Below are 24339 nucleotides of genomic sequence, written 5' to 3'. Positions count from 1 at the left end.
TTTAAAACTGCTACAAAAATGGTGGGTCGTGTGGGATTCGAACCTACGACCAATTGGTTAAAAGCCAACTGCTCTACCAACTGAGCTAACGACCCGCTGTGTGGTGGCGCGTATAATACTGATTTTTAAGGACTATTCAACACCTATTTTGAAATAAATCAAAAATAAGGGGTTGGATCACTGATTCCGGCCGCCGCAAAGCCTTCCGCACGCAGTCGGCAGCTGTCGCATTTGCCACACGCACGGCCGTTATCGTCAGCTTGATAGCAGGAAACGGTCATCCCGTAATTGACGCCCAGCTTCACGCCAGCCTCAACGATCTGCGCCTTGCTCAGGTTCTGCAGAGGCGCCTGAATGCGGAAGCCATTGCCTTCGACACCGGCCTTGGTTGCCAGGTTGGCCATGCGCTCGAACGACTCGATGAACTCAGGACGGCAGTCCGGGTAACCGGAGTAATCCACCGCGTTGACGCCGATGAAGATGTCCCGTGCGCCGAGTACCTCTGCCCAGCCCAGGGCCAGGGACAGGAACACCGTGTTACGCGCAGGCACGTACGTCACGGGAATGCCTTCACCCAACTCTTCCGGAATATCGATGCTGGTGTCGGTCAGGGCCGAGCCGCCCATGCCGTTCAGGTTCAGACCGATTACCTTGTGCTCGACCACACCCAGATCCCGCGCCACACGCTCGGCGGCGTACAGTTCGGCGTGAGAGCGCTGACCGTAGTCGAAGCTCATGGTGTAGCAGCTGTAGCCTTCGGCACGGGCCATGGCCACGACAGTCGCCGAGTCCAGGCCACCGGACAGCAGGATGACCGCACGTTTTTCAGCAGTATTGAGTTGTTCAGTCATTTCAGCGCCCCGGCTCGTCATTCCATAGATATTTATGCAGCTGCAATTGCAAACGCACTGGCAGGTTGTCCGCCACCACCCAGTCCGCCAGATCCCGAGCATTGAGATCATGGTGACTTGGTGAAAACAGGACTTCACCGGCACGCTGATCCAGACCGTACTGGATCAGCTTGGAAACGGACCAGTCATAGTCCTCTCGCGAACAGATGACAAACTTCACCTGATCATTAGGCGTGAGCAGCTCGATGTTTTCGTAGCGATTGCGGTGCGCTTCCTTCGAACCCGGGGTTTTCAGGTCGACAACGCGGCTGACCCGGGAATCTACTGCCGAAATATCGATGGAGCCACTGGTTTCCAGTGACACTTCGTAACCGGCGTCACACAAGCGCTTGAGCAAGGGAATGGCGTTGGGCTGAGCCAGGGGCTCGCCGCCCGTGACGCAGACGTATCGCGGGCGAAAACCGGCAACTTGCTCGAGGATGTCATCGAGCGTGCGGATGGTTCCGCCTGTGAACGCATAGGCGCTGTCGCAGTATTGGCAACGCAGAGGGCAACCGGTCAGGCGCACAAAAACAGTGGGCAGGCCAGCAGTCCGCGTTTCTCCCTGCAACGAGTAGAAAACTTCGGTGATTCTCAATGTGTCTTGCATAGTCGCCACGGGCGTAACAGCTAAACAGGCTGTCCGCCTCCGTCAGGCACTTGAAGGAACCCCGGCAAAGCGCAGGCCCCTAAAAGCGTGTTTCATAAAAAGGGCGTGAATTCTAACGAAAAAACCCGCGACAAGCGCGGGTTTCTTTGAAACGGATCAAGCAGGCTTACATTTTTTGCAGATCGCGCTGGGCCAGCTGAGCGGCGGAAGTGCCCGGATATTGGGACACCACCTGCTGCAGAATGCCTTTGACCCGGTCGGTATGACCCAGGCGACGCTCTACGTCAGCGAGCTTGTACAGCGAGTCCGGCACTTTCGCGTGCTTGGGATACAGCTGCGAAACCTTGGCAAATGCCTGACCTGCGCCTTGCAGATCGCCTTTGGCCAGGTTCACTTCGCCCAACCAGTACTGGGCGTTGCCCGCATACTGGCTGTTCGGGTACTTGCGCAGGAAAGCGGAAAAAGCCTGACTGGCCTTGTCGAAGTCCTTGGCCTTGATCAGGTCGAAGGCAGCATCGTAATAGAGCTTTTCCTTCGCCGGATCCGCCGGTTCGCTACCCGCGGCAGGTGCTTGAGCAGCGGCTGCGCCAGCTGCCGCACCTGCTGCGGCACCAGCGGCATTCATATCACCACCGGTGGAAGAATTTTCAGGAGTCGCGGCTGGTGCAACGCCGGTTCCTATGCGCCGATCAAGATCCTGGTATCGCTCCAGGTTTTCCTGCTTCATGCGCGCTACATCATTTTGCAGAACTTCGATCGCACCTTGCTGGCGCTCGATCTGTTGCTGCATTGATTGCAGTTGGTTGAACAGCTCGCCCTGTGCCGAGACAGGGGCCGAAACCCCTCCCCCGGCATAGGCGCCGTTCGTACCGTAACCTGCAGGCGGATAACTACTCCCGCTATTGTTATAGCCGGAGTCATTATCGACCACAGGAACCGCAGCCCACACCGCAAGCGGCGCGAGGCTGAGAGCCAAGACAGTTACAGCACGACGGCACGTTCGCATGACGAATTACTTACGCAGTTCGACGCGACGGTTTTGAGCCCAGGACTGCTCGTCGTTGCCGGTAGCAACTGGACGCTCTTCGCCGTAGGAAACCAGTTCCAGCTGAGCTGGGGAAACACCTTGCAGTACCAGGTAGCGCTGAACGGCTTTCGCACGACGCTCGCCCAGTGCCATGTTGTACTCACGAGTACCACGTTCGTCGGTGTTGCCTTCCAGAACAACGCGAGCGCCGTTTGCTTTCAGGTCTTTGGCGTGAACGTCCAGAGCGCGCATGGCTTCTGGCTTCAGGTCCGAACTGTCGTATTCGAAGTAGAAAGTGGTGATAGCGCGCAGTGCAGCTTCTTCGCTCAGGGAGCCGTCAACTGCACCAGTGTTTGCGCCGTAACCAGCGTTTGGATCTACCGCGCCTTCACCGGCATTGTCGCCGCCTTTGGACGAGCAACCTACAGCTACAGCCATGGCCAGTGCCAGCGCAGCAAATTTACCAAACTTCAGCATTTCCATCGTGAAACTCCTAATGAACCCCAGTGTGTTAAGTACAACGTATAGCGCCGCGTCAGTTCAGGTAAGGGGACCAGGAAGGTTCTCTGACTTCGCCTTGTGCGGTAGGAAGCGGGAGCCTTACGCGTCCATTGATGGACACGAGCATCAAGACTCCCCGGCCCTGCTGGCGGGTGGCGTAGATTACCATGGTGCCGTTGGGCGCGACAGTAGGCGACTCGTCCAGAGTGCTATCAGTGAGGATTTTTACGCTACCGCGCTGCAAATCCTGGGCCGCCACCTTGAAATTGGTGAAGCCATCCTGACGGTGAATCATGACAAGCGTCTTTTCATCAGCCGACAATTTAGGGTTGGCGTTGTAGTTACCGACGAAAGTCACGCGTTCGGCACCGCCACCACCGGCACTGGTCTTGTAGATCTGCGGCTTGCCGCCACGGTCGGACGTGAAGTAGATGGTCGAGCCATCCTTGCCCCAGAACGGTTCGGTGTTGATGCCGGGACCGTTGGTAACGCGGCTGATCTGACGCGAGCCCAGGTTCATCACATAGATGTCCGGGTTGCCGTCTTTCGACAGGACGAACGCCAGGCGATTGCCATCCGGCGACCAGGCTGGCGCGCCGTTCAGGCCTTCGAAGTTAGTGATCTGCTCACGGCGACCGGTGTCGATGTTCTGCATGAAGATGCGTGGACGCTTCTGCTCGAAGGAGACATAAGCGATGCGCTTGCCATCCGGTGCGAAACGCGGCGACAGGATCGGCTCGCGCGACTGCAGCAGGGTCACGGCGCGAGCACCGTCGTAGTCCGAACGTTGCAGGGTATAGCGAGTATTGTTCTCGGAGAAACGCTCGGCCGTTACGTACAGCAGGCGAGTCGAGAAGGCACCCTTGATACCCGTGAGTTTTTCGAACGACTGGTCGGAGATGTAGTGCGCCATGTCGCGCAACTGATCAACGCCGCCCGACACGCTGCCGGTCAGCACTTGCTGCTCGGTGGCCACGTTGAACAGTGCGTATTGCACCTGCAGGCGACCGCCCGCCGGCACAATGCTGCCGACCATGACGTACTGGGCACCCAGCGCCTTGAAGTCACGGAAGATGATTTCGCTGGCCTGGCTCGGCTGGCTGATCATGTTCTGCTTTGGAAGCGGCGAGTAGTAACCCGAGTTGCGCAGGTCGTTACCGATGATTTCCGCCATATCGTCCGGCAGCACGCTACCGCCCTGGAAGCCGAACGGTACTACGGCGATCGGGGTCGCCCGATCGCTGCCACTGGTAACCAGAATGTTTTTCTCATCTGCCATCGCCATCCCTGCCATGCAGCAGATAACGACCAGCATTCCTCGAAGAAGGTTTCTCACAAGGCTAGATCCTCAGGTGTGAATGTCATCTTGAATGAACGATACGGAGCGAAATCACTCGGCTTCATTCCCTGCATTTCTGTCAAACGTCCAATATTCTTCACCGCTGCAACAGCCGAGGCGTCAAACGGACCGTCGCCACTGGACTTGGACACGCTGACCGAAGTCACCGTACCGTCCGGCAACATGCCGATTTGCAATACGACCGTCATGCCTTTGCGTGCCGAAGGTGGACGAGCCCAGCCTTCCGCTGCACGCGCACGAATCAGGTCATCGAAACTGCCGGCGACTTCGTCGCCCTGCTCATCGGCCAAGGCCTGCTGACGCTGCGGCGTGTCGGAAAGCAAATCTGCCAGGGCCTGGGCCTTTTTGTCTTCGGCGGATTTACGCGCCGCATCCTGCGATTTCTTCTTCGCAGCATCGGCGGTAGCTTTCTTCTTCGCTTCCTCGGCGACTTTCTTCTTCGCCTCTTCAGCTTCAGCTTTCTTCTTGGCGTCTTCCGCGGCTTTCTTCTTCGCGTCTTCGACGATCTTTTTCTTGGCTTCTTCAGCGGCCGCTTTCTTGGCCTCTTCTTCCGCAGCTTTCTTGGCTTCTTCTTCAGCTTTCTTCTTGGCTATATCAGCCAATTGTTTCTCTTCTGCCTTCTTGGCTTCCGCGGTTTTCTTCGCATCGTCGGCTTTCTTGGCTTCATCAGCCTTTTTCGCCTCGTCCGCTTTCTTCGCCTCGTCGGCCTTCTTGGCTTCTTCGGCCTTTTGAGCCGCCTCTTCTTTCTTTTGTTCCGCAGCCTTCACCGCTTCCTGCTCGACCTTTTTCTGTTCCATCTGCTCGACTTCGGTCTGACGCGCAGCAGATTTCTGCGCTTCACCGGCAATCTTCTGATTGGTCTGGGTGGTCGCCCGACTTTTCGATTTCAGCTGGTACAAGGTCGCCTGGACAATCGGCTTGGCCGGCGGCAGTTCCGGGGTAAAGGCAAAACTGACGAACAGCATGCCGAACACCAGCACGTGCAAGCCAATCGCCCAGACACTAGGCCAGAAGTAGCTTTCCGAGGCGGACGGCTCTCGCTGTTGCTGCATCAGGGCGCCTCGGTAATCAAGCCAACATTACCGACCCCGGCTTTCTGCAACCCGCCCATGGCCCCCATGACGGAACCGTAATCGACACTCTTGTCGCCGCGAATGAAGACCTGGGTACGCTTGCCGCCTTCGTTGCCGACGCGAATGATCTTGGTCACCGCGTCAGTCATCTGCGGCAGGGTCATGGCCCGATCCTGCTGCTTTTCGGTGTCGACTTCGCTGCCAAGGTTCCAGTAGTAGGTCTTGTCGGATTTGATGGAAATGGTCAGGACCTGTGTGTTGTTGTCCTGCGGCAAGGCTTCGCTGGAAACCTTGGGCAGATCAACTTTCACGCCCTGATTGAGCATCGGCGCGGTCACCATGAAGATCACCAGCAGCACCAACATCACGTCGATGTAAGGCACCACGTTCATCTCGGCGACCGGCTTGCGCTTTTTGCGAGCTCGAGCGATTAAAGCCATTGGAAATTACCTGCTTATTCTTCGCTGGTGTGCACTTTGCGGTGCAGGATCGCCTGGAACTCGTCGGCGAAGGTGTAGTAGCGGCCCAGCAGGGTTTCGCTGCGAGCAGCAAAACGGTTGTAAGCGATTACGGCAGGGATCGCGGCAAACAGACCGATGGCCGTGGCGATCAGTGCTTCGGCGATACCCGGGGCCACAGTGGCCAGGGTCGCTTGCTGGGCGGTCGCCAAGCCACGGAAGGAGTTCATGATGCCCCAGACCGTACCGAACAGACCGATGTACGGGCTGACGGAACCAACGGTGGCCAGGAAGGGCAGGCTCTGCTCGAGCTTTTCTTCTTCGCGGGAAATGGCGACGCGCATGGCACGGGCCACGCCTTCCATGACCGCTTCCGGGTCAACGCCTGGCTGCTGGCGCAGACGGGAGAATTCCTTGAAGCCGGCACGGAAGATTTGCTCGACGCCCGAATCAGGGTCCGGATTGCTGCCGGCCTGACGGTACAGTTTGGACAGGTCGATACCCGACCAGAAGCGCTCTTCGAAGCTCTCCAGGGCACGTCGACCGGCGCGCAGCAGGTTGCTGCGCTGAAAGATCATGATCCACGAGGTCACCGATGCGGCTACCAGGATCAGCATTACCAGTTGCACCACGATACTGGCATTGCTGACCAGGCTCCACATGGAGGAATGGTCGACGACGTTAGCTTCCACGCTTTATCTCCTGCTTTGAGTGTGTACCCGCGCCGCTCACGTCGGCAAAGGCCGCTCGTAGAGCTTCGGGAATGGCCCGGGGTTTCAAACTTTCAGTGCGCACACAGGCCACCAGAAACTGCCCTTCGCAGAGCAGCACATTATCCGTTGCCCGCCTGACCTGCTGCTTGAAGCGCAGGCTGGCACGGTTCAATTCGATTACTTCAGCGCTTACCAGCAGTTCGTCATCCAGTCGCGCCGGCGCGTGGTAGCGCGCTTCGCTGGAATGCACGACGAACAACAGGTCCTCGCCGGCAAGCGTGGATTGGGCAAAGCCCAGATCTCGTAGCCGCTCGGTTCGAGCCCGTTCCATAAACTTGAGGTAATTAACGTAATACACGATGCCCCCCGCATCGGTGTCCTCGTAATAAACGCGACAGCGATGTGCGAAAGGCTCAAGCCCGTTTTGCGCGCGCATACTCTAGTGCTTACTCCTCAGGTTGCCAATCCGGCATGGCAACTGTTTTTCATTGTTCTGCGGCTTTCACGTGAAAGTACGGTCCTGGGACCCTACATTGCCCGAAAAAATCAGCACGCAATGTTAATTAATCGTCAGCGGCATCGAGAAACTCGTCTACCACGGGCATTTCGCCCAATCGTGACGGAATGTTTAAACCGAAATGCAGGTAGGCATGCCGCGTCACCACCCGCCCCCGTGGCGTGCGCATGATGTAGCCCTGCTGGATCAGGTAAGGCTCCAGCACGTCTTCAATGGTGTGACGCTCTTCGCTGATGGCGGCGGCCAAGCTGTCGACCCCGACTGGCCCACCGTCGAACTTTTCGATCATGGTCAACAACAGACGCCGGTCCTGGTGGTCGAAGCCCCGCTCGTCGACGTCCAGCAGGTTCAGCGCCAGGTCGGCAATCGGCTTCGTGATGTGGCCCTTGGCGCGAACTTCGGCGAAGTCGCGCACCCGGCGCAGCAAACGGTTGGCGATTCGTGGGGTGCCACGGGCACGTCGGGCGATTTCGAAAGCACCTTCCGGGTCCAGCGGCAAACCGAGGATGCTCGCCGAACGACTGACAATCGTCGACAGGTCGGCGGTATTGTAGAACTCAAGACGCTGGACGATACCGAAACGGTCACGCAACGGGTTGGTCAGCATCCCCGCCCGCGTCGTTGCGCCGACCAGGGTGAACGGCGGCAGATCCAGCTTGATCGAACGCGCGGCCGGCCCCTCACCGATCATGATGTCGAGCTGGAAATCCTCCATGGCCGGGTACAGCACCTCTTCGACGATGGGCGACAGGCGATGGATTTCGTCGATGAACAGCACATCGTGGGGCTCAAGGTTGGTCAACAGCGCCGCCAGGTCACCGGGGCGCTCCAGCACCGGCCCCGAGGTGCTCTTGATCGACACGCCCATTTCCTGGGCGATGATGTTGGCAAGGGTGGTCTTGCCCAGGCCGGGCGGCCCGAAGATCAACGTGTGATCCAGGGATTCGTTACGACCGCGAGCGGCCTGAATGAACAACTCCATCTGCTCGCGAACGGTCGGCTGGCCAATGTATTCGGCCAGGCTGACCGGGCGAATGGCGCGGTCCTGGACTTCTTCGCGCTCACGCGGGCTGTGCGTGGCAGCGATCAGACGATCAGCTTCAATCACTTAGATCATTCCCTTCAAGGCGCGGCGGATCATGTCTTCACTGCTCAAATCTTTCTCCTTGATCGCAGACACCGCCTTGCTCGCTTCCTGTGGCTTGTAGCCCAGGGAAATCAAGGCGCTGACCGCGTCAGTCTCGGCAGTGTTCACCGGAGCCGGCCCATTCGGCTGGTTCGGCACCAGGGCGAACATGGCCGGTACGGTTTCCCAGGCCTTGAAGCGATCCTTGAGCTCCACCAGCAAGCGCTCGGCGGTTTTCTTGCCGACGCCCGGGACCTTGGTCAACGCCGAAGTGTCCTGGGACTGTACGCAACGAACCAGTTCATCGACTTCCAGGCTAGACATCAAGGCCAGGGCCAGTTTCGGTCCGACGCCGTTGAGGCGGATCAATTCGCGAAAAAAATCGCGCTCACGCTTGCCGACAAAACCATAGAGTAACTGTGCGTCTTCGCGCACGACCAAATGGGTATGCAAGGTTAGCGGCTCACCGACCGACGGCAAGCGGTACAGGGTCGTCATGGGCACTTCAAGTTCATAGCCCAGGCCATTTACATCCAGAATCAGATGGGGAGGCTGCTTCTCAGCCAGGGTGCCGCGCAAACGTCCAATCACGTTACAAATCCTTGAGCGTTGGCCAGCTCTTGGCCAGCGACTGATAGAGCGAGGGATTACCGCCGACAACCCAGGCGGAACGCCCTCACTCCATGAAAATGATTGCTGATGCTATCAGAGACGCAGACGCCCGCCACGACTGCGTGCAGCACCCAGACCGTGGGGCAGCAGACTGGAGCGGGTATGAGCATGGCAGATCGCAATCGCCAGGGCGTCCGACGCATCGATCTGGGGTTTGCTGGTCAATTTCAGCATGTGCATGACCATCATCTGCACTTGCTCTTTATTAGCCGCACCGGTGCCAACCACCGCTTGCTTGACCTGGGTCGCGGAGTATTCGGCAATTTCCAGGTTTTCTTCCGCGCCCGCCACAATGGCGGCGCCACGGGCCTGCCCCAGTTTCAGGGCGGAATCGGCGTTACGGGCCATGAACACCTTTTCGATCCCCATGGTCACCGGATGGTAAGTCTGAATGATCTCCCGCACCCCGCGGTAGACAATCTGCAGACGTTCATGCAGCTCGCCGGCACCGGTGCGAATACAACCGGAAGCGACGTACTCACAGCCACGGCCGGTATCACGAACCACACCGTAACCGGTGATGCGCGAACCGGGGTCGATACCAAGAATTAAAGTCATAACGCCTGCGGGTTAAGTAAAAGCACGAAATTCAATACAACGAATAACAAATGTGGGAGCGAGCCTGCTCGCGAAAGCGGCTTCATATTCAGCAACGATGCTGCCTGAAATTCCGCATTCGCGAGCAGGCTCGCCCCCACAATGAATCCTGGTCGCCCTTAACCGAGCTGTGCCGCCACCGACTCCGGGATGTCCGCATTGGAGTAGACGTTTTGCACGTCATCCAGGTCTTCGAGCATGTCGATCAGCTTGAGGACTTTCTCGGCGCCTTCCAGATCGAGCTCGGCGCTGGTGGTCGGCAGCATGACGATTTCCGCGTCGTCACCTTTGAAACCCGCCGCTTCCAGTGCGTTACGCACGGAATAGAACCCGGCAAACGAGGTGAAAACGTCGATCGAACCGTCTTCGTTGGTCACCACGTCATCGGCGTCGGCTTCCATGGCGGCTTCCATCAGTGCGTCTTCGTCAACGCCAGCAGCGAAGGAGATCTGCCCCTTGCGTTCGAAAAGATAGGCCACCGAACCGTCAGTCCCGAGGTTGCCGCCACATTTGCTGAACGCGTGGCGAACAGCGGCGGCGGTGCGATTACGGTTGTCGGTCATGCACTCGACCATCACTGCGACGCCACCCGGGCCGTAGCCTTCGTAGGTCAGCTCGACCATGTCGTCGGTATCGGCGGCACCGGCACCACGGGCGACTGCCCGATCGATGATGTCGCGACTCATGTTCGCGCCAAGGGCCTTGTCCAACGCCAGGCGCAGACGCGGGTTGGAACCTGGATCACCGCCGCCCTGGCGGGCCGCGACAGTCAGTTCACGAATCCACTTGGTGAAAATCTTGCCTTTTTTGGCATCCTGACGTTCTTTGCGGTGCTTGATGTTCGCCCACTTGGAATGACCTGCCATAACTCGCTCCGAATTCTCTTTGAAACATTGCCCGCTGCGCTGTATTGCGCCAGCCGGCAAACAAAAATCTTGAACAGCTCTATCTATAAAGAAAGGGCGCATCCGCAGATGCGCCCTTCAGGTCAGCCTTACTCGGCCTTAGGCGTTTCGCGCAGACGAATGTGCAGTTCGCGCAATGCCTTGGCATCTACCTGGCCCGGAGCCTGAGTCATGACATCTGCCGCGCTCTGGGTTTTCGGGAAGGCGATCACTTCACGGATCGACTGGGCGCCGGTCATCAGCATCACCAGACGGTCCAGGCCGAAGGCCAGACCACCGTGCGGCGGCGCGCCGTATTTCAGGGCGTCGAGCAGGAAGCCGAATTTCTCTTCCTGTTCCGCTTCGTTGATGCCCAACAGGCGGAAGACCGCTTGTTGCATCTCTTTGCGGTGGATACGAATCGAACCGCCACCCAGCTCGGTGCCGTTCAACACCATGTCGTAGGCACGGGAAAGAGCGCCCGCCGGGTTGACTTCCAACTCCGCCGGGGAGCACTTCGGCGCGGTGAACGGGTGGTGCAAGGCGCTGAAGCTGCCGTCGTCGTTCTCTTCGAACATAGGGAAGTCAACGACCCACATCGGAGCCCATTCGCAGGTCAGCAGGCTCAGGTCGTGACCGAGCTTGATGCGCAATGCGCCCAACGCTTCGCTGACGATCTTGGCCTTGTCGGCACCGAAGAACACGATGTCGCCGTCAACTGCACCAACACGATCCAGGATCACGTTGAGGTTGGCTTCAGGGATGTTCTTCACGATCGGAGATTGCAGGCCGTCAACGCCATTCGCGCGCTCGTTGACCTTGATGTACGCCAGGCCCTTGGCGCCGTAGATGCCGACAAACTTGGTGTAGTCGTCGATCTGCTTGCGCGGCATGCTCGCGCCGCCAGGCACGCGCAGTGCGGCGATGCGGCATTTAGGGTCATTGGCCGGGCCGCTGAACACCTTGAAGTCGACTTCCTTGAGCTGATCGGCAACGTCCACCAGTTCCAGCGGGTTACGCAGGTCTGGCTTGTCGGAACCGTAGCGGCGCATGGCTTCTTCGAAGGTCATGTGCGGGAACTCGCCGAACTCCAGGCCCAGCACTTCCTTGAACAGGTTGCGGATCATTTGCTCGGTCAGGCCCATGATCTCTTTTTCATCGAGGAAGCTGGTCTCGATGTCAATCTGGGTGAATTCCGGCTGGCGGTCGGCACGCAGGTCTTCGTCACGGAAGCACTTGGCAATCTGGTAGTAACGATCGAAGCCGGCCACCATCAGCAGTTGCTTGAACAGCTGCGGCGATTGCGGCAAGGCGAAGAACGAACCGGCATGAGTTCGGCTCGGCACGAGGTAGTCGCGTGCGCCTTCCGGGGTGGCACGGGTCAGGATCGGCGTCTCGACGTCGAGGAAGCCGTTCTCGTCCAGGAAGCGGCGGATGCTGGTGGTCATGCGCGAACGCAGACGTAGCTTCTCGGCCATTTCCGGGCGACGCAGGTCGAGGAAGCGATAGCGCAGGCGGGTTTCTTCGCCGACGTCGGAGAACTCGTTCAACGGGAACGGCGGGGTTTCCGACTCGTTCAGCACTTCCAGTTCGTAGCCCAGGACTTCGATCATGCCCGACGCCATGTTGGCGTTGGTCGCACCGGCCGGACGCAGGCGAACCTTGCCGGTGATCTTCACGACGTACTCGCTGCGCACGCGATCGGCAGCGGCGAAGGTTTCAGCGCGGTCCGGATCGAACACGACCTGGGCCAGACCATCACGATCACGGATATCGAGGAAAATCACCCCACCGTGGTCACGGCGACGGTGGACCCATCCGCAAAGGGTAATTTCCTGGCCGTCCAGGCTTTCGTTCAGTTGGCCGCAATAATGGCTGCGCATCATGGTCGTGGTTTCACTTCTCGTAATTCGAAATTCGGTTGGAGGCCTTGGGCACATCCGCTACAGGATGATGCAAGAACCCACGCGTGTCGTTCAACTCAGGTCACAACTCAGGGGCCGGGCCTTAGTCAGCTTTGTCGCCGCCGGCCAGGTTCTTCTTGGAACCGGTCTTGAAATCGGTTTCGTACCAACCCGTGCCGCTGAGGCGGAAGCCCGGCATGGACAGCAACTTTTTAAGCTCTGGCGCCTGACAGGCAGGGCAGTCGACCAGCGGTGCATCGCTGATCTTTTGAATGGCTTCCAACTGATGACCACAGGAAGCACATTGATAATCGTACATCGGCATGGAGGTTATCTCGGCGATCAGATTGCTACCGCACACGCAGGGTTTTGCGGCAAAGAGCGGGATTATATCCATTAAATGCGGCCTGTGCAGCCGTAAGACTGCACAGACCGACACTCTGCTGCTTTCGCCGTCCAGACTAGGCCGTGGCGATGCAACCCCCTTTCTTGAGACTGTGCACGACACAGACAACCCGCACCAATCCACTGAAGTTCCTTACCCCGCCGTGACGCAAGTGAACTTCGCGATCCACATGAGACAGCAGGTTATTGACCGAGCAACCATTGACCCGGGCCATCTCCCCCAAAATATCCCAATAAACCTGCTCAAGCCGCAAACAGGTGGCGAAGCCATTCAATCGTACGGAGCGGGACAAGGGCTGGGCCAGCCCCATATCGAACTCGCGAACAAACGGATCAACCCTTACATCCTTGTGCGAACCGCATCGCCCCTCTTCTTGCCTTTCATAAACCATAACGCTGACACTCCTTTGCCATCCTGGTTTCTTTAAGCGCAACTGTCTGTCGACTTATAAAAACGCAGATGCAAAGGTATTTTCCAGCCGACTTTATGACCCTCGACGTAGGATAAGCCAACAACTTTTGGCAGACCCTGGAGAACGTCCTACTCCGGACATTTTCCCACGCAGCAAAGCGATGCCCCCTTCAGAAGCACCGTATGGAATTGTGTAGGAAAGAAGAGCGCGAAGCATCCATGCCGTTTTTTCATGCACCTGCATACGCCGGGTCAGCAAATCGGCCATAGATAGGTACCGCAGTCCCGTAACTTGGGGCAACCTGCGGCAATTTGCCCCCAAAAGAGCCGCCGGACGCCCTGATTTGAGTAGCCTGCGGCTTTGCTGTTAAATAGACAGCGTGTCGCCAGTGCCTATTTTTTCCGGGCACGGCGCATAGGCTGATACCGGGTACGTGTCCAACGCCTCTTTATTATCTTGAAGCGAACCGTGCGCCATCAGCTCTTCCTTGTGAGCTGTCTTAACGTGAGTTAATCAAAATGTTGAAAATCGTCCATCTGTTGATAGGCGCAGCGGCCTTGCTGCTGTCCTTCATCCCTAGCCTGCAATCCGAAGCCCTACCTTACCTGCAACAACCTGACGCACTGTACCTGGCCTTTTTCGGCCTGCTCAATCTCACACTTGCGCCTGTCATCCCTTACTGGAACAAAGGCCCGCGCCACCAACTGCAAAACCTGGTCAGCGCCCTGCTGGTGCTGAGCGTGGTCCTGCAAACCCTGACGCTGATCGCACCGATGCCCGTCATCGCCGGTCAACCCGCCGTACTGTTCAGCCTGGTCGCAGCCCTGATCGCCGTTGCCCTGCACCTGGGCATCAGCTTCTACAAGTCGTCACCAGCTGCCGCCTCGCCAAGCTACGACATGAGCAACCGCGATACCGGTACCGTCAAGTGGTTCAATACGTCCAAAGGCTTCGGCTTCATCTCCCGCGATTCCGGCGACGATATCTTCGTCCACTTCCGGGCCATTCGCGGTGAAGGCCACCGCGTCCTGGTCGAAGGCCAGCGCGTGGAGTTCTCCGTCATGAATCGTGACAAGGGCCTGCAAGCCGAAGATGTGATCGCCGCACTGCCGCGCCGCTGATTCAAGGCCAAAAAAAACCGCGCACAGCCCAGCTGTCCGCGGTTTTTTCATGCCTGCAACGTGCTTAATAGTGCGGCGGCGGCGCTTCTTCTTCGAATGACTCGAACTGCCCGACCATTTCCTCCTGCCGCTTGAGCAGCGCGGCCATTTGCAACTGCAGACGCTCGACCACCCGCTGCTGCGCCACCAGCACATCGTTCAATGCCTGAATGGTGTCATCCTGAAACGCCAGACGGCTTTCAAGCTCGGTAACGCGTTCTTCCAGGCTCATGATTCAGCCCTCCAGAAACGTAAAGTCATCGGCCAAAATCAAGCGCAAACGTTCGCGAATCGCGGCGATCTGCTCCGAACTGTAGGGTTTTGCAGGATGCTTACCCCATACCGGTGCAGGCCAGGCAGCATCTTCACGCTTGCGCACAATCACATGCATGTGCAACTGACTGACGACATTGCCCAGCGCCGCCACATTCAACTTGTCCGCATCGAACGCGTCCTTGAGCACTTGCGACAGCGCAGTTGTTTCCTGCCAAAGCTGTTGCTGTTCTGCGACATCCAACTGAAATATCTCGCTGATAGCCTCGCGACGAGGTACCAGGATGAACCAGGGATAGTTCGAATCGTTGGACAGCAGCAACCGGCAGAGCGGAAAGTCCCCGATCGGTAACGTGTCTTGTTGAAGTCGTGGATCTAAAGCGAACACTGCGCGTACTCCCGCCGGGTCATCATTTTTCAGCTTAGCGCCCATCCTGACGGAACAGCGCACCAAGCGACCGGACGGCAGCATACCTGCGAACGGCGCACGCTTCACGGCGAACCTTGCATCGAGGCCACGAGCGCCAGCGAAAAGATGACAGCCGCCCCCGGATGGGACGATTTTCGCTGCCGCGCACCATTACAGAACCGAATAGCAGGCAAAAAACGCCGAAATGACTGACCAGCAAGAAAGAGCTCGCTTCAGGCAAGCGGCCGACAGAGATGAATTCAATACAAGGCTAAAATTTTTTTGCACCAAAACCGCACAGTGGGTCTACGCTGAACGCTTCGACATCCGCCATTTACTCAGTGGTGGGGTGAACCGGTAACATTTCTGATTGCCAGGCTGTCGATGAAAGGGGCGCAACATGATGCCAGGCAAGGCGTCAAGCCAAAACTAAAAGCGCTTGAACCCCCGGTTTTATGAGGTTTTTACAGCACTTGGCAGTCAACTGGAAAAAAAGCGTAACAAAACACGAATTTGTGCACGCTTGTTGCATTCATACCCAACATCGCCCGATGTGGCACCCGCTGGAAGCGGAGACACTCAGGCAAAAAAAATAGTGGCAAGGTAGCCCGATGGAGATTCAAACGTTTCACCAGGACTCTTTTTACCGACGGCAAGGCGCAGAAAACAGCATTAAAGTTGTCCGCCCGGTTGCGTCGGAGCTGGAAATTTGCGACATCTACCACGCTATTTGCGACAGGGTCGTAAAGAAGGCGAAAGGTTAGATACGCAAGTATCGCCAACATTGTCGGCGTGATATAAGTTTGCGCCGACACAAAAAGAAAGAGCCGCCCAGATAATAAAACAGGTGGGACGGCAGTACTCTTCTAAAACCAAAGGAGCAAATCACGATGCGCGTGATGAAGTGGAGCATGATCGCACTGGCAGTTGCAGCAGCAGCCAGTACTCAGTTGGCAGTAGCCGCACCTTTCGTAAGCGACCAGGCCGAAGCCAAAGGTTTCGTTGAAGACAGCAAACTCGACTTGCTGGTTCGCAACTACTACTACAACCGTAACAAGAAAGACGGCGCAGTCGATGACAAAGACTGGACCCAGGGCATTCAGGGCATGTACAGCTCGGGCTACACCCAAGGTCTGATCGGTGTTGGCGTTGAAGCTTGGGGCCAACTGGCCATTAAGCTGGACGGTTCCGACAAATATGCAGGTTCCGGCAACATGTCCGTGGACTCTGATGGCGAAGTTAACAACAGCCAGGGCAAAGCCGGCGCTGCCGCCAAGTTCCGCATCTCCAAGACCGAGCTGAAAATCGGCGACATGCAGCCAAGCACTTCTCCGGTGTTCGCTGTTGGCGGCTCCCGCATCCTTCACCAAACTGCCAGCGGTATCCAACTGCAGAGCAGCGAAGTCAAAGACCTCGACCTCGAAGCCGGTCACTTCTACTCGGCAACCAGCCAGGACCGCAACGCTCGTGACGGCGAACTGTTCGCTACTTACGCTGGCGTGACAGCCAACTCCATCGACTACTTCGGTGGCAAGTACGGCATTACCCCGGACCTGAGCGTATCGCTTTACGGTGCCAAGCTCGAAGACGTCTGGAACCAGTACTACGCCAACGCGAACTACACCCTCGCACTGGGCGGCGACAACTCGATCAACTTCGACGGTAACATCTACAACACCAAGGATACCGGTAACGCTAAAGCAGGCGACATCGGCAACACCGCCTACTCGCTGGCCGCTGCTTACTCGTTCCTGAAAGCGCACACCCTGACCCTGGCCTTCCAGAAGGTCAACGGCGATACCCCGTTCGACTACATCGGTGTGGGTGACAACAACCGTGGTGGCGACTCGATTTTCCTCGCCAACTCCATCCAGTACTCTGACTTCAACGCCCCTGGCGAGAAGTCGGTACAAGCCCGTTACGACCTGAAAATGGCCGAGTACGGCGTACCTGGCCTGAGCTTCATGGTCCGTTACGTGAATGGTTGGAACATCGACGGTACCGGTCTGGCTGCCAACAGCACATACCGCGACAGCAATGGCAACCCTCTGTACGGTGCAGACGGCAAACACCACGAAACCAACGTGGAAGCCAAGTACGTCGTTCAATCCGGCCCAGCCAAGGATCTGTCCTTCCGCATCCGCCAAGCATGGCACACCGCCAATGCTGACGAAGGCGAAGGCGATATCTCTGAGTTCCGCCTGATCACCGACTACCCGCTCAACATTCTGTAATCACAGAAAGTTAGTTTGCGGTAATCAAAAAAAGGCCCATCTTCGGATGGGCCTTTTTCGTTGTCTGCTGTACAACATTTAACCAAACAGACTCTGCAGTACATGCCTGACCAAGAAGTCAGGCACTAACCGCACACCCCATTACTGCACCGCCGACTCCCGAACCACACGAATAACCCTCTGCGGAAATGGAATATCGATGCCCGCCTCTCTCAGACGATCACGGGACAGTTCGTTGAACATGAACATCACGTCCCAGTAATCGGCAGTCTTTACCCAGACACGAAGCGAAAGTGTGATCGAACTGTCACCCAGGGTAGAAACAACCGCCTGTGGTGCCGGATCTGCCAATACTCGCGGGTCCTTGGCCAATTCCAGTAAAACTTCACGGGCTTTCTGCAGGTCCGCTTCGTAATCAACGCCTACATCAAACACGACTTTACGGGTCGGCTGACGATTGGTGTTGGTGATGATGCCGTTCGACAAATTGCCGTTAGGCACGATGATGGTCTTGTTGTCACCAGTACGCAGTACGGTATGAAAAATCTGGATGCTGTCGACAGTACCGGCGATACCCTGAGCCTCGATCCAGTCACCGATGCGAAACGGACGGAACAGCAAAATCAGCACGCCACCGGCGAAGTTCGCAAGGCTGCCCTGCAAGGCCAGGCCAATGGCCAGACCCGCCGCACCGATCGCGGCCACAAACGAAGTGGTTTCCACACCGATCATCGAGGCCACGCTGACGATCAGCAGGATCTTGAGGATGATGTTCGCCAGGCTGCTGATAAAGCCTTGCAGCGCCAGGTCGGCATTACGCAATGCAATCAGGCCGCCGAGTTTTTTCGTGACCTTGTTGATCAGCCACCAGCCGATGGCCAGGGTGATGATCGCCAGCAATACACGGCTGCCGTATTCCATGATCATCGGGATCCAGGTTTGGGATACCTTGACCAGATTGTCTACCTCGGCATTTAAGTCCATCTACTCTCTCCTGTTTTCCGGCTACCCGGCATGCGTAAAAAAAGCGGCAGAAAGATCGAACCGCGACGGGCTCAATCGTTTCTGCCGTGCTTGGATCTGCGACGTCGCAAACGCCAAGAGGTTCCCGCTTTCAGACTCAGTCGCGGAAGTTGTTGAACTGCAGCGGCATACCGAATTCCTTGGCCCGCAGCACTGCAATGGCTTCTTGCAGGTCATCACGCTTTTTGCCGGTGATGCGCACCTGCTCACCCTGAATGGCCGCCTGGACCTTGAGCTTGGCGTCTTTGACATGGGCGACGATTTTCTTCGCCAGCTCCTTGTCGATGCCCTCCTTGAGGACGGCGTCCTGCTTCATCAGCTTGCCTGACGCGAACGCGTCCTTGACTTCAAGGCACTGCACGTCGATTTTGCGCTTGACCAGCGCCAGCTTGAGGATCTCAATCATCGCTTCGAGCTGGAAATCCGCTTCGGCGGTCAGGTTGACGGTCAGGTCTTTTTCCTTGAACTCGAAGCTGCCTTTGCCTTTCAGGTCATAACGACGATCGAGTTCCTTGACGGCGTTCTCGACCGCGTTGGTGACTTCGTGTTTGTCCAGTTCGGATACCACGTCGAACGACGGCATGTAATCTCTCCAAATTTAAAGGCGCACTGATGGAGCACGCCTGGCTTGCGGTTAAAATCCGCGCTGATTATAACGGGTCTTTCCCATCATTCACTGCGAGCTGCCGATGCACGCCTTAAACAGAGTAAAAAGCTGATGTCCACCACCTGGCATGTACTGGGCGCCGGCAGCCTCGGCACTTTATGGGCGACACGTCTGGCACGGGCTGGAGTGCCGGTCAGGCTGATCCTGCGGGACACCGCGAGACTGCAGGCCTATGAGACGGCCGGTGGTTTGACATTGGTGGAACACGGCGAGGCGCAACTCTATGCCGTGCCCGCCGAGACAGCCGACAGTCCCCAACCGATCCACCGCCTTCTGGTGGCATGTAAAGCCTACGACACCGAAAGTGCAGTGGCTCAATTGGCGCCACGCCTGGCCCCAGGCGCCGAACTGATCCTGCTGCAAAATGGCCTGGGCAGTCAGGACGCGGTGGCCGCACAGGTTCCTCAGGCACGCTGCATCTATGCCTCGAGCACCGAGGGTGCCTTCCGCGACGGCGATTGGCGCGCGGTGTTTGCCGGGCATGGCTTCACCTGGCTGGGGGATGCGAGCCATCCGGTGGCGCCGATCTGGCTCGATGACTTGAGCGCTGCCGGCATCCCCCACGAGTGGAGCACCGAAATCCTGACCAGGCTGTGGCGCAAACTCGCCCTCAACTGTGCGATCAATCCGCTGACGGTGCTGCACGATTGCCGCAACGGCGGTTTGCAGCAACATCACTGCGAAGTCGCCACCCTGTGCGGTGAACTGGTGGAGTTGCTCGAGCGTTGTGGCCAGCCGGCAGCGGCCGAAAACCTGCAGCAGGAAGTCGAACGGGTGATCCACGCCACCGCAGCCAACTACTCCTCGATGCATCAGGACGTCACAGGCCAGCGCCGCACGGAAATCAGCTACCTGCTCGGTTACGTCTGCAAAGTAGCCGGGCGCCATCAACTGAATCTGCCTCACCTCAATCAGCTTGAGGCAAGGTTGATCGCACGCCTGCAAAGCCTTGGATTGCCCAGCGACTGAGCAGCGGCTACGCTGGCCACTTGTTCCTTGTCTGCGATGAATCCGATGCCATTGCGCCAGCGTCTTGAAAACCTGCCCGTCGGCCAGAAACTGCTGGCCGCCCTGCTGGTACTGATGGTCACCGTCCTGCTGGTTGCCAACCTGACCTTTATCAGCGCCGCCTACTACATCTCCCAGGAAAGCATGGCGCCCCAAGCCCTGCAGACCATCGGCCGGCTGGTATCCAACCCGAGCCTGGCCTCCGAAGCCCTGGAGTCACCGCAAAGCGCCGAACGCCTGCTGAATGAACTCAACAGCTATTCGCCTTTGCGCGCGGCAGCCCTGTATGACGCAAAGGGTGAGCGATTGGCGCAATTGCAGCATGGCGACAACCTGGAACTGCCGAAGCGTTTCCGGCATATCGAAGACTGGCAGGCCACCGAGTTTCGTACCAACCAAGTCATCCCCCTGCCCCGCACCGATGCGGCACCAGGGCACCTGCTGTTGGTGGCCACGAGCGAACTGCCAGTGGCGTTCTACACCGGGACCCTGACGGCCAGTCTGGGCATCCTGATTTTCAGCGTGCTGCTGTGGCTGATCATTGCCCGCCAGATCAAGCGCCTGATTACCCGGCCGATCCACCAGCTCGAAGAATTGTCCCGGCAGGTAACCCGTGAAGAAAACTACGCACTGCGTGCTTCGCGCGGAAACCACGATGAAATCGGCAGCCTCGCCGAGGCGTTCAACACCATGCTTTCGCGGATCGAGGCCAGGGAGCAGCAACTCAAGCGGGCCAGGGACGACTCCCAGGCAGCCTACGACCAGGCTCAGGGTCTGGCGGAAGAAACCCGCCATACCAACCGCAAACTGGAGCTCGAAGTCCAGGTGCGCAGCAAGATCGAGAAAAAGCTCACCGGTTTCCAGAACTACCTCAACAGCATCATCGACTCCATGCCGTCGGCGCTGATCGCCCTCGACGAACAACTCTACGTGACGCAATGGAACCAGGAAGCCACTGCCCTGTCCGGCACGCGCCTCGATGAAGCCCTGAACCAGCCTATCTTCCTCGCTTTCGAACCGCTCAAGCCGTTCCTGCCGCAACTCAAGGAAACGGTCGAGCAGCATACGGTGGCCAAGATCGAACGTGTCACCTGGCTCAAGGACGACGACCCCCGCCACTACGCCCTGACTTTCTATCCGTTAATGGGTGGTGCCGGGCGTGGCGTGGTGATCCGGATCGACGACATCACCCAGCGCCTGTCCCTGGAAGAGATGATGGTGCAGTCGGAGAAAATGCTTTCGGTGGGTGGTCTTGCCGCCGGCATGGCCCACGAGATCAACAACCCGCTGGGTGCGATCCTGCACAACGTGCAAAACATTCGCCGACGCCTGTCCCCCGATTTACCGAAGAACCTTGAAGTGGCCGAACAGGCCGGCATCGAACTGGCGACGGTCAATCAATATCTGCAAGTGCGCGAAGTGCCACAGTTGCTCGACGGCATCCAGCAGGCCGGTGCCCGGGCGGCGAAAATCGTCACCCACATGCTCAGTTTCAGTCGTCGCAGCACCCGCCAGATGGCCCCGTGCGATTTGCCTGCCCTGATCGACCAGGCAGTGGAGATCGCCGGTAACGATTTCGACCTGGCAATAGGTTTCGACTTCAAGGGCCAGGCGATCATTCGCCAGTTCGATCCAGCCCTGGGACCGGTCCCAGGCACCGCCAACGAACTGGAGCAAGTGCTGCTCAACCTGTTGAAAAACGCCGCGCAAGCCATCCACCAGCGCGAAGACGACAGCGAGCCGGGGCGGATCATTCTGCGCACCAGACTGAATCCGCCATGGGCAGAAATTCAGGTCGAGGACAACGGCGTCGGCATGAGCGAAAGCGTGCGCAAACGGACCTTCGAGCCGTTTTTCACGACCAAGGAAATCGGCCAGGGCACCGGACTTGGGCTGTCGGTGTCGTACTTCATCATCACCAATAACCACAAAGGGCAGATGGAAGTGCAATCGACCCTGGGCCAAGGCACCTGCTTCACCTTGCGCCTGCCCCTGGCGAGCACGCCGCCCGTCTCGCAACAACTCAATCTGCTATCGAGGTAACCATGGGCTTTCGTTTGTCGAAGATTTACACCCGCACTGGCGACAAAGGCGAGACCGGGCTGGGCGATGGTCGTCGCGTACCGAAAGATCACCCGCGCATTGAAGCAATCGGCGAGGTCGATACGCTGAACAGCCAGGTTGGGGTGCTTCTGGCCGGGTTGACGGCGAAAACTGTCCAGTTCCCAGGCTTGAACGAAGTGATCGAGGTATTGGCTCCCTGCCAGCATCGGTTATTTGATCTGGGTGGCGAACTGGCGATGCCGGTGTATCAGGCGTTGAATGCAGCGGAAATCGAACGACTGGAAGCGGCGATCGATGTGTGGAATGAAGAGTTGGGGCCGCTGGAAAACTTCATCTTGCCCGGTGGCTCAATGCTGATTGCTCAGGCTCATGTCTGCCGCAGTCTGGCACGCAGCGCAGAGCGGCGCTGTCAGCAACTCAATGCGATTGAGCCGTTGGCCGGGGTTGGCCTGGCGTACATCAATCGGTTGTCGGACTTGCTGTTTGTGGTGGCGCGGCTGATTGCCAAGCGTCAGGGGGTGCCGGAGATTCTTTGGCAGCCTGCGGCGAAACCTGAGGTTTAGTCGGCGCCCGTCAGGCCCTCATCGCGAGCAGGCTCGCTCCCACAGGCTTTGTGAGCGTCACAAATCCGCTGTGGGAGCGAGCCTGCTCGCGATGAGGCCATTTGCATCACTGGGAATCAGGCCAAAACGCCCGAATCCCCGCCACACCCTGCGCACCCGCCGCCCAGGCTTTCTCGACCTCCGCCGGACCAACCCCACCGAGCAGGAACACCGGCTTGCTGAACCCTTCGATCAAGCTCGACGCCTGCTCCCAACCCAACGGCTCGGCGCCTGGGTGAGTCAGGGTCGGCTGCACCGGCGACAGGGTCACGAAATCCACCCCCATCTGTTCGGCCAGCGCCAGTTCCTCAGCGTTATGGCACGAAGCCGCCAGCCAGCGCGATGCCGGTAGCGGTCGGCCCGCCGCTGCGTACTTGCGCAGTTGCGCCGAGGTAATGTGCCAACCGGCGGACGGGAAGTCGCCCAGCCATTCGAACGGCCCCTTGATCATCAATTGCGCCTTGCCGGCACACAAGCCCACAGCATCCACTGCCAGGTCGCGATACTTCGGATCGTAACCGTTCGGTGCGCGCAGCTGGATCAGCTTGATGCCGCCAGCAACGGCCTTCTGGATGCCGCGCAGCAACGCCGGTGTTTCCAGGTCTTCCGGGGTAATCAGGTACTGAGCGGGTAATTTCGCGGCCGCGACGATCGGCTGATTGGCCGCCGGAAACTCGTAACCCGACAGGTCGCGGGGCGACACCCAGGCCAGCGGCTGGCCTTCGGCACCGTGGGGCTCGCCGGTAAAATCCGAGACCTCCCAGACATCCAGCAACACCTGCTTGTCCGGATAATCGTGCCGGACCTTGATCAGCGGGCGCACCGCGCCGACCACGATACCCAGCTCCTCATGAAGTTCACGGGCCAGTGCGGTTTCGACCGACTCATCGGCCTCGACCTTGCCACCGGGAAACTCCCACAGACCGCCCTGGTGCTGTGAATCCGCACGACGGGCGATCAGGATTTGGCCACTGCCATCGCGGATGACGGCGGCGGCGACATGGACTCGTTTCACCTTTGCAACTCCTCCAGTCCGGCCTTCTGCCAGGCCTTGAAGGCTGGCCATTGGTAGATGGTTTCAACATAGGCTTCGTCAGCCGCGGACAGTTTCACCCGATAGGTGCGCAAGCGCACGGCGATGGGTGCAAAGAACGCGTCGGCCAACGTGAGGCGGCCAAACAAGTACGGACCGCTCTCGGTTGCAGTGGCACGACACTCGGCCCACAACGCTGACATGCGCTCGATGTCCGCCTGGACATCGGCCGGGACCGGCGACAGCGCTGCGTCATGGCTCAGGTCGAACGGCATGTTGCCGCGCATGGCGAAAAAGCCACTGTGCATCTGCGCGCACGCCGAACGCGCCTGGGCACGAGCGGCAGTGTCTTTGGGCCACAGGTTAGCTTCGGGAAACTGTTCGGCCAGGTATTCGGCAATCGCCAGGGAGTCGGCGATGGTGCCGTGTTCGGTTTTCAGCAGCGGGACCTTGCCGGTCGGCGAATGCTTGAGCAGACGCTCACGGGTGTCCGGCTGGTTCAGCTTGATCAGTTCTTCGGTGTAGGAAACGCCAGCCAGATCGAGGGCCAAGGCCCCGCGCAAGGACCAGGAGGAATGCAGTTTGTCGCCGATGATCAGGTGCAGGCTCATGTTCGGGACCTTTAGATTTAGGGACAAGCCAGTCTAGTGGCTGACCGGCAAACCGCCATCGCGAGCAAGCTCGCTCCCACAGTGACCGCGCTGGACACAACATTC

27 protein-coding genes, 1 tRNA gene and 1 pseudogene are annotated in these 24339 nt (G+C 58.3%); 5 read left to right on the top strand and 24 right to left on the bottom strand.

The annotated features are described in order from the left end of the window. Nucleotides 1-19: 19 nt before the first annotated feature. The 18 genes and pseudogenes from VC35_RS20350 to VC35_RS29585 form a co-directional block, all read right to left on the bottom strand. Nucleotides 20-95 (bottom strand) — tRNA-Lys (locus VC35_RS20350). A 63-nt stretch (nucleotides 96-158) separates the two neighbouring features. After that, nucleotides 159-851, bottom strand: a complete 693-nt coding sequence (gene queC, locus VC35_RS20345) for a 7-cyano-7-deazaguanine synthase QueC (RefSeq protein ID WP_046042216.1) — start codon at nucleotides 849-851, stop codon at nucleotides 159-161. Nucleotide 852: 1 nt separating this feature from the next. Beyond that, on the bottom strand, nucleotides 853-1500 hold the full coding sequence (gene queE, locus VC35_RS20340; RefSeq protein WP_007995628.1) for a 7-carboxy-7-deazaguanine synthase QueE: 648 nt from the start codon (nucleotides 1498-1500) through the stop codon (nucleotides 853-855). A 166-nt stretch (nucleotides 1501-1666) separates the two neighbouring features. Continuing rightward, the gene (gene ybgF / locus VC35_RS20335; protein ID WP_046042214.1) at nucleotides 1667-2506 is read right to left on the bottom strand and encodes a tol-pal system protein YbgF; all 840 of its coding nucleotides are present in this window, start codon (nucleotides 2504-2506) and stop codon (nucleotides 1667-1669) included. 6 nt (nucleotides 2507-2512) lie between these two features. Further along, nucleotides 2513-3010 (bottom strand): peptidoglycan-associated lipoprotein Pal, encoded by a 498-nt coding sequence (gene pal / locus VC35_RS20330; RefSeq protein WP_003178634.1) that lies wholly within the window; start codon nucleotides 3008-3010, stop codon nucleotides 2513-2515. A 52-nt stretch (nucleotides 3011-3062) separates the two neighbouring features. Next, nucleotides 3063-4343, bottom strand: coding sequence for a Tol-Pal system beta propeller repeat protein TolB (gene tolB, locus VC35_RS20325; protein WP_167362903.1), 1281 nt, complete (start codon nucleotides 4341-4343; stop codon nucleotides 3063-3065). 17 nt (nucleotides 4344-4360) lie between these two features. Then, nucleotides 4361-5440 (bottom strand): cell envelope integrity protein TolA, encoded by a 1080-nt coding sequence (tolA, locus tag VC35_RS20320; RefSeq protein ID WP_046042213.1) that lies wholly within the window; start codon nucleotides 5438-5440, stop codon nucleotides 4361-4363. Next, nucleotides 5440-5892: a protein TolR gene (gene tolR, locus VC35_RS20315; RefSeq protein ID WP_162135951.1), complete on the bottom strand. Its 453-nt coding sequence runs from the start codon at nucleotides 5890-5892 to the stop codon at nucleotides 5440-5442. Before tolR ends, tolA begins: the two co-directional genes overlap by 1 nt. 23 nt (nucleotides 5893-5915) lie before the next feature. After that, a complete protein-coding gene (gene tolQ / locus VC35_RS20310) occupies nucleotides 5916-6611 on the bottom strand; it encodes a protein TolQ (protein WP_008147369.1) in 696 nt (231 codons plus the stop codon). Then, entirely contained in the window at nucleotides 6601-7068 is a 468-nt protein-coding gene (gene ybgC / locus VC35_RS20305; RefSeq protein ID WP_008052449.1) for a tol-pal system-associated acyl-CoA thioesterase, read from the bottom strand. The genes tolQ and ybgC overlap by 11 nt, the downstream gene beginning before the upstream one ends. A 127-nt stretch (nucleotides 7069-7195) precedes the next feature. Next, nucleotides 7196-8257, bottom strand: a complete 1062-nt coding sequence (gene ruvB, locus VC35_RS20300) for a Holliday junction branch migration DNA helicase RuvB (RefSeq protein WP_046042209.1) — start codon at nucleotides 8255-8257, stop codon at nucleotides 7196-7198. After that, nucleotides 8258-8866 carry a Holliday junction branch migration protein RuvA gene (ruvA, locus tag VC35_RS20295; protein ID WP_046042208.1) on the bottom strand — a complete coding sequence of 203 codons (609 nt, stop codon included), beginning with the start codon at nucleotides 8864-8866 and terminating at the stop codon, nucleotides 8258-8260. A gap of 114 nt (nucleotides 8867-8980) precedes the next feature. After that, nucleotides 8981-9505, bottom strand: a complete 525-nt coding sequence (gene ruvC, locus VC35_RS20290; RefSeq protein ID WP_046042207.1) for a crossover junction endodeoxyribonuclease RuvC — start codon at nucleotides 9503-9505, stop codon at nucleotides 8981-8983. Nucleotides 9506-9663: 158 nt separating this feature from the next. Further along, nucleotides 9664-10410, bottom strand: coding sequence for a YebC/PmpR family DNA-binding transcriptional regulator (locus VC35_RS20285; protein WP_046042206.1), 747 nt, complete (start codon nucleotides 10408-10410; stop codon nucleotides 9664-9666). A 128-nt stretch (nucleotides 10411-10538) separates the two neighbouring features. Then, nucleotides 10539-12314: an aspartate--tRNA ligase gene (aspS, locus tag VC35_RS20280; RefSeq protein WP_046042205.1), complete on the bottom strand. Its 1776-nt coding sequence runs from the start codon at nucleotides 12312-12314 to the stop codon at nucleotides 10539-10541. A gap of 121 nt (nucleotides 12315-12435) precedes the next feature. Next, nucleotides 12436-12657 carry an FmdB family zinc ribbon protein gene (locus VC35_RS20275; protein WP_032829812.1) on the bottom strand — a complete coding sequence of 74 codons (222 nt, stop codon included), beginning with the start codon at nucleotides 12655-12657 and terminating at the stop codon, nucleotides 12436-12438. A 136-nt stretch (nucleotides 12658-12793) separates the two neighbouring features. Beyond that, nucleotides 12794-13129: a ribbon-helix-helix domain-containing protein gene (locus VC35_RS29065; RefSeq protein WP_080925346.1), complete on the bottom strand. Its 336-nt coding sequence runs from the start codon at nucleotides 13127-13129 to the stop codon at nucleotides 12794-12796. 216 nt (nucleotides 13130-13345) lie between these two features. Next, nucleotides 13346-13414: pseudogene (locus VC35_RS29585) on the bottom strand (DNA starvation/stationary phase protection protein); the annotation flags it as partial. 254 nt (nucleotides 13415-13668) lie between these two features. On the opposite strand from VC35_RS29585, the gene VC35_RS30215 reads away from it, so the two are divergent. Continuing rightward, the gene (locus VC35_RS30215) at nucleotides 13669-14271 is read left to right on the top strand and encodes a cold-shock protein (protein ID WP_008052457.1); all 603 of its coding nucleotides are present in this window, start codon (nucleotides 13669-13671) and stop codon (nucleotides 14269-14271) included. Between the two features lie 64 nt (nucleotides 14272-14335). Here VC35_RS30215 and VC35_RS20260 read toward each other — a convergent pair whose 3' ends face one another. Then, nucleotides 14336-14542, bottom strand: coding sequence for a SlyX family protein (locus VC35_RS20260; RefSeq protein ID WP_008052459.1), 207 nt, complete (start codon nucleotides 14540-14542; stop codon nucleotides 14336-14338). A 3-nt stretch (nucleotides 14543-14545) separates the two neighbouring features. Continuing rightward, a complete protein-coding gene (locus VC35_RS20255) occupies nucleotides 14546-14971 on the bottom strand; it encodes an HIT domain-containing protein (RefSeq protein WP_046042371.1) in 426 nt (141 codons plus the stop codon). Nucleotides 14972-15882: 911 nt separating this feature from the next. Here VC35_RS20255 and VC35_RS20250 point away from each other — a divergent pair. After that, entirely contained in the window at nucleotides 15883-17226 is a 1344-nt protein-coding gene (locus VC35_RS20250; protein ID WP_046042204.1) for an OprD family porin, read from the top strand. Between the two features lie 141 nt (nucleotides 17227-17367). On the opposite strand, the gene VC35_RS20245 is transcribed toward VC35_RS20250, so the two are convergent. Next, complete coding sequence (locus VC35_RS20245) at nucleotides 17368-18210, bottom strand: mechanosensitive ion channel family protein (RefSeq protein WP_046042203.1); 843 nt, start codon at nucleotides 18208-18210, stop codon at nucleotides 17368-17370. 136 nt (nucleotides 18211-18346) lie between these two features. Next, nucleotides 18347-18832 carry a YajQ family cyclic di-GMP-binding protein gene (locus VC35_RS20240; protein ID WP_007990750.1) on the bottom strand — a complete coding sequence of 162 codons (486 nt, stop codon included), beginning with the start codon at nucleotides 18830-18832 and terminating at the stop codon, nucleotides 18347-18349. A 135-nt stretch (nucleotides 18833-18967) separates the two neighbouring features. Between VC35_RS20240 and VC35_RS20235 the strand changes: the two genes are divergently transcribed. From VC35_RS20235 to VC35_RS20225, 3 genes are read left to right on the top strand one after another with little or no spacing between them, the layout of a single operon-like run. Further along, nucleotides 18968-19885: a putative 2-dehydropantoate 2-reductase gene (locus VC35_RS20235; RefSeq protein WP_046042202.1), complete on the top strand. Its 918-nt coding sequence runs from the start codon at nucleotides 18968-18970 to the stop codon at nucleotides 19883-19885. 45 nt (nucleotides 19886-19930) lie between these two features. Then, on the top strand, nucleotides 19931-21967 hold the full coding sequence (locus tag VC35_RS20230; protein WP_046042201.1) for a sensor histidine kinase: 2037 nt from the start codon (nucleotides 19931-19933) through the stop codon (nucleotides 21965-21967). A 2-nt stretch (nucleotides 21968-21969) separates the two neighbouring features. After that, a complete protein-coding gene (locus tag VC35_RS20225; protein WP_046042199.1) occupies nucleotides 21970-22551 on the top strand; it encodes a cob(I)yrinic acid a,c-diamide adenosyltransferase in 582 nt (193 codons plus the stop codon). A gap of 106 nt (nucleotides 22552-22657) precedes the next feature. Here the strand turns inward: VC35_RS20225 and VC35_RS20220 are convergent, their stop codons facing one another. Then, nucleotides 22658-23605 (bottom strand): Nudix family hydrolase, encoded by a 948-nt coding sequence (locus tag VC35_RS20220; protein ID WP_046042198.1) that lies wholly within the window; start codon nucleotides 23603-23605, stop codon nucleotides 22658-22660. Next, nucleotides 23602-24234 (bottom strand): glutathione S-transferase family protein, encoded by a 633-nt coding sequence (locus tag VC35_RS20215; RefSeq protein ID WP_046042197.1) that lies wholly within the window; start codon nucleotides 24232-24234, stop codon nucleotides 23602-23604. Before VC35_RS20215 ends, VC35_RS20220 begins: the two co-directional genes overlap by 4 nt. Between the last annotated feature and the right edge of the window lie 105 nt (nucleotides 24235-24339).

This window comes from Pseudomonas fluorescens (genome assembly GCF_000967965.1).
GTDB lineage: Bacteria > Pseudomonadota > Gammaproteobacteria > Pseudomonadales > Pseudomonadaceae > Aquipseudomonas > Aquipseudomonas grandcourensis.
Note: the sequence above shows the minus strand (reverse complement) of the source record. Positions and strands in the feature narration are given on the sequence as shown.

Coding starts and splice junctions, on each gene's coding strand:
- queC (WP_046042216.1), bottom strand. CDS start 851: ATGACTGAACAACTCAATACTGCTGAAAAACGTGCGGTCATCCTGCTG.
- queE (WP_007995628.1), bottom strand. CDS start 1,500: ATGCAAGACACATTGAGAATCACCGAAGTTTTCTACTCGTTGCAGGGA.
- ybgF (WP_046042214.1), bottom strand. CDS start 2,506: ATGCGAACGTGCCGTCGTGCTGTAACTGTCTTGGCTCTCAGCCTCGCG.
- pal (WP_003178634.1), bottom strand. CDS start 3,010: ATGGAAATGCTGAAGTTTGGTAAATTTGCTGCGCTGGCACTGGCCATG.
- tolB (WP_167362903.1), bottom strand. CDS start 4,343: ATGCTGGTCGTTATCTGCTGCATGGCAGGGATGGCGATGGCAGATGAG.
- tolA (WP_046042213.1), bottom strand. CDS start 5,440: ATGCAGCAACAGCGAGAGCCGTCCGCCTCGGAAAGCTACTTCTGGCCT.
- ybgC (WP_008052449.1), bottom strand. CDS start 7,068: ATGCGCGCGCAAAACGGGCTTGAGCCTTTCGCACATCGCTGTCGCGTT.
- ruvC (WP_046042207.1), bottom strand. CDS start 9,505: ATGACTTTAATTCTTGGTATCGACCCCGGTTCGCGCATCACCGGTTAC.
- VC35_RS20285 (WP_046042206.1), bottom strand. CDS start 10,410: ATGGCAGGTCATTCCAAGTGGGCGAACATCAAGCACCGCAAAGAACGT.
- aspS (WP_046042205.1), bottom strand. CDS start 12,314: ATGATGCGCAGCCATTATTGCGGCCAACTGAACGAAAGCCTGGACGGC.
- VC35_RS20275 (WP_032829812.1), bottom strand. CDS start 12,657: ATGCCGATGTACGATTATCAATGTGCTTCCTGTGGTCATCAGTTGGAA.
- VC35_RS29065 (WP_080925346.1), bottom strand. CDS start 13,129: ATGGTTTATGAAAGGCAAGAAGAGGGGCGATGCGGTTCGCACAAGGAT.
- VC35_RS30215 (WP_008052457.1), top strand. CDS start 13,669: ATGTTGAAAATCGTCCATCTGTTGATAGGCGCAGCGGCCTTGCTGCTG.
- VC35_RS20260 (WP_008052459.1), bottom strand. CDS start 14,542: ATGAGCCTGGAAGAACGCGTTACCGAGCTTGAAAGCCGTCTGGCGTTT.
- VC35_RS20250 (WP_046042204.1), top strand. CDS start 15,883: ATGCGCGTGATGAAGTGGAGCATGATCGCACTGGCAGTTGCAGCAGCA.
- VC35_RS20245 (WP_046042203.1), bottom strand. CDS start 18,210: ATGGACTTAAATGCCGAGGTAGACAATCTGGTCAAGGTATCCCAAACC.
- VC35_RS20240 (WP_007990750.1), bottom strand. CDS start 18,832: ATGCCGTCGTTCGACGTGGTATCCGAACTGGACAAACACGAAGTCACC.
- VC35_RS20235 (WP_046042202.1), top strand. CDS start 18,968: ATGTCCACCACCTGGCATGTACTGGGCGCCGGCAGCCTCGGCACTTTA.
- VC35_RS20230 (WP_046042201.1), top strand. CDS start 19,931: ATGCCATTGCGCCAGCGTCTTGAAAACCTGCCCGTCGGCCAGAAACTG.
- VC35_RS20225 (WP_046042199.1), top strand. CDS start 21,970: ATGGGCTTTCGTTTGTCGAAGATTTACACCCGCACTGGCGACAAAGGC.
- VC35_RS20215 (WP_046042197.1), bottom strand. CDS start 24,234: ATGAGCCTGCACCTGATCATCGGCGACAAACTGCATTCCTCCTGGTCC.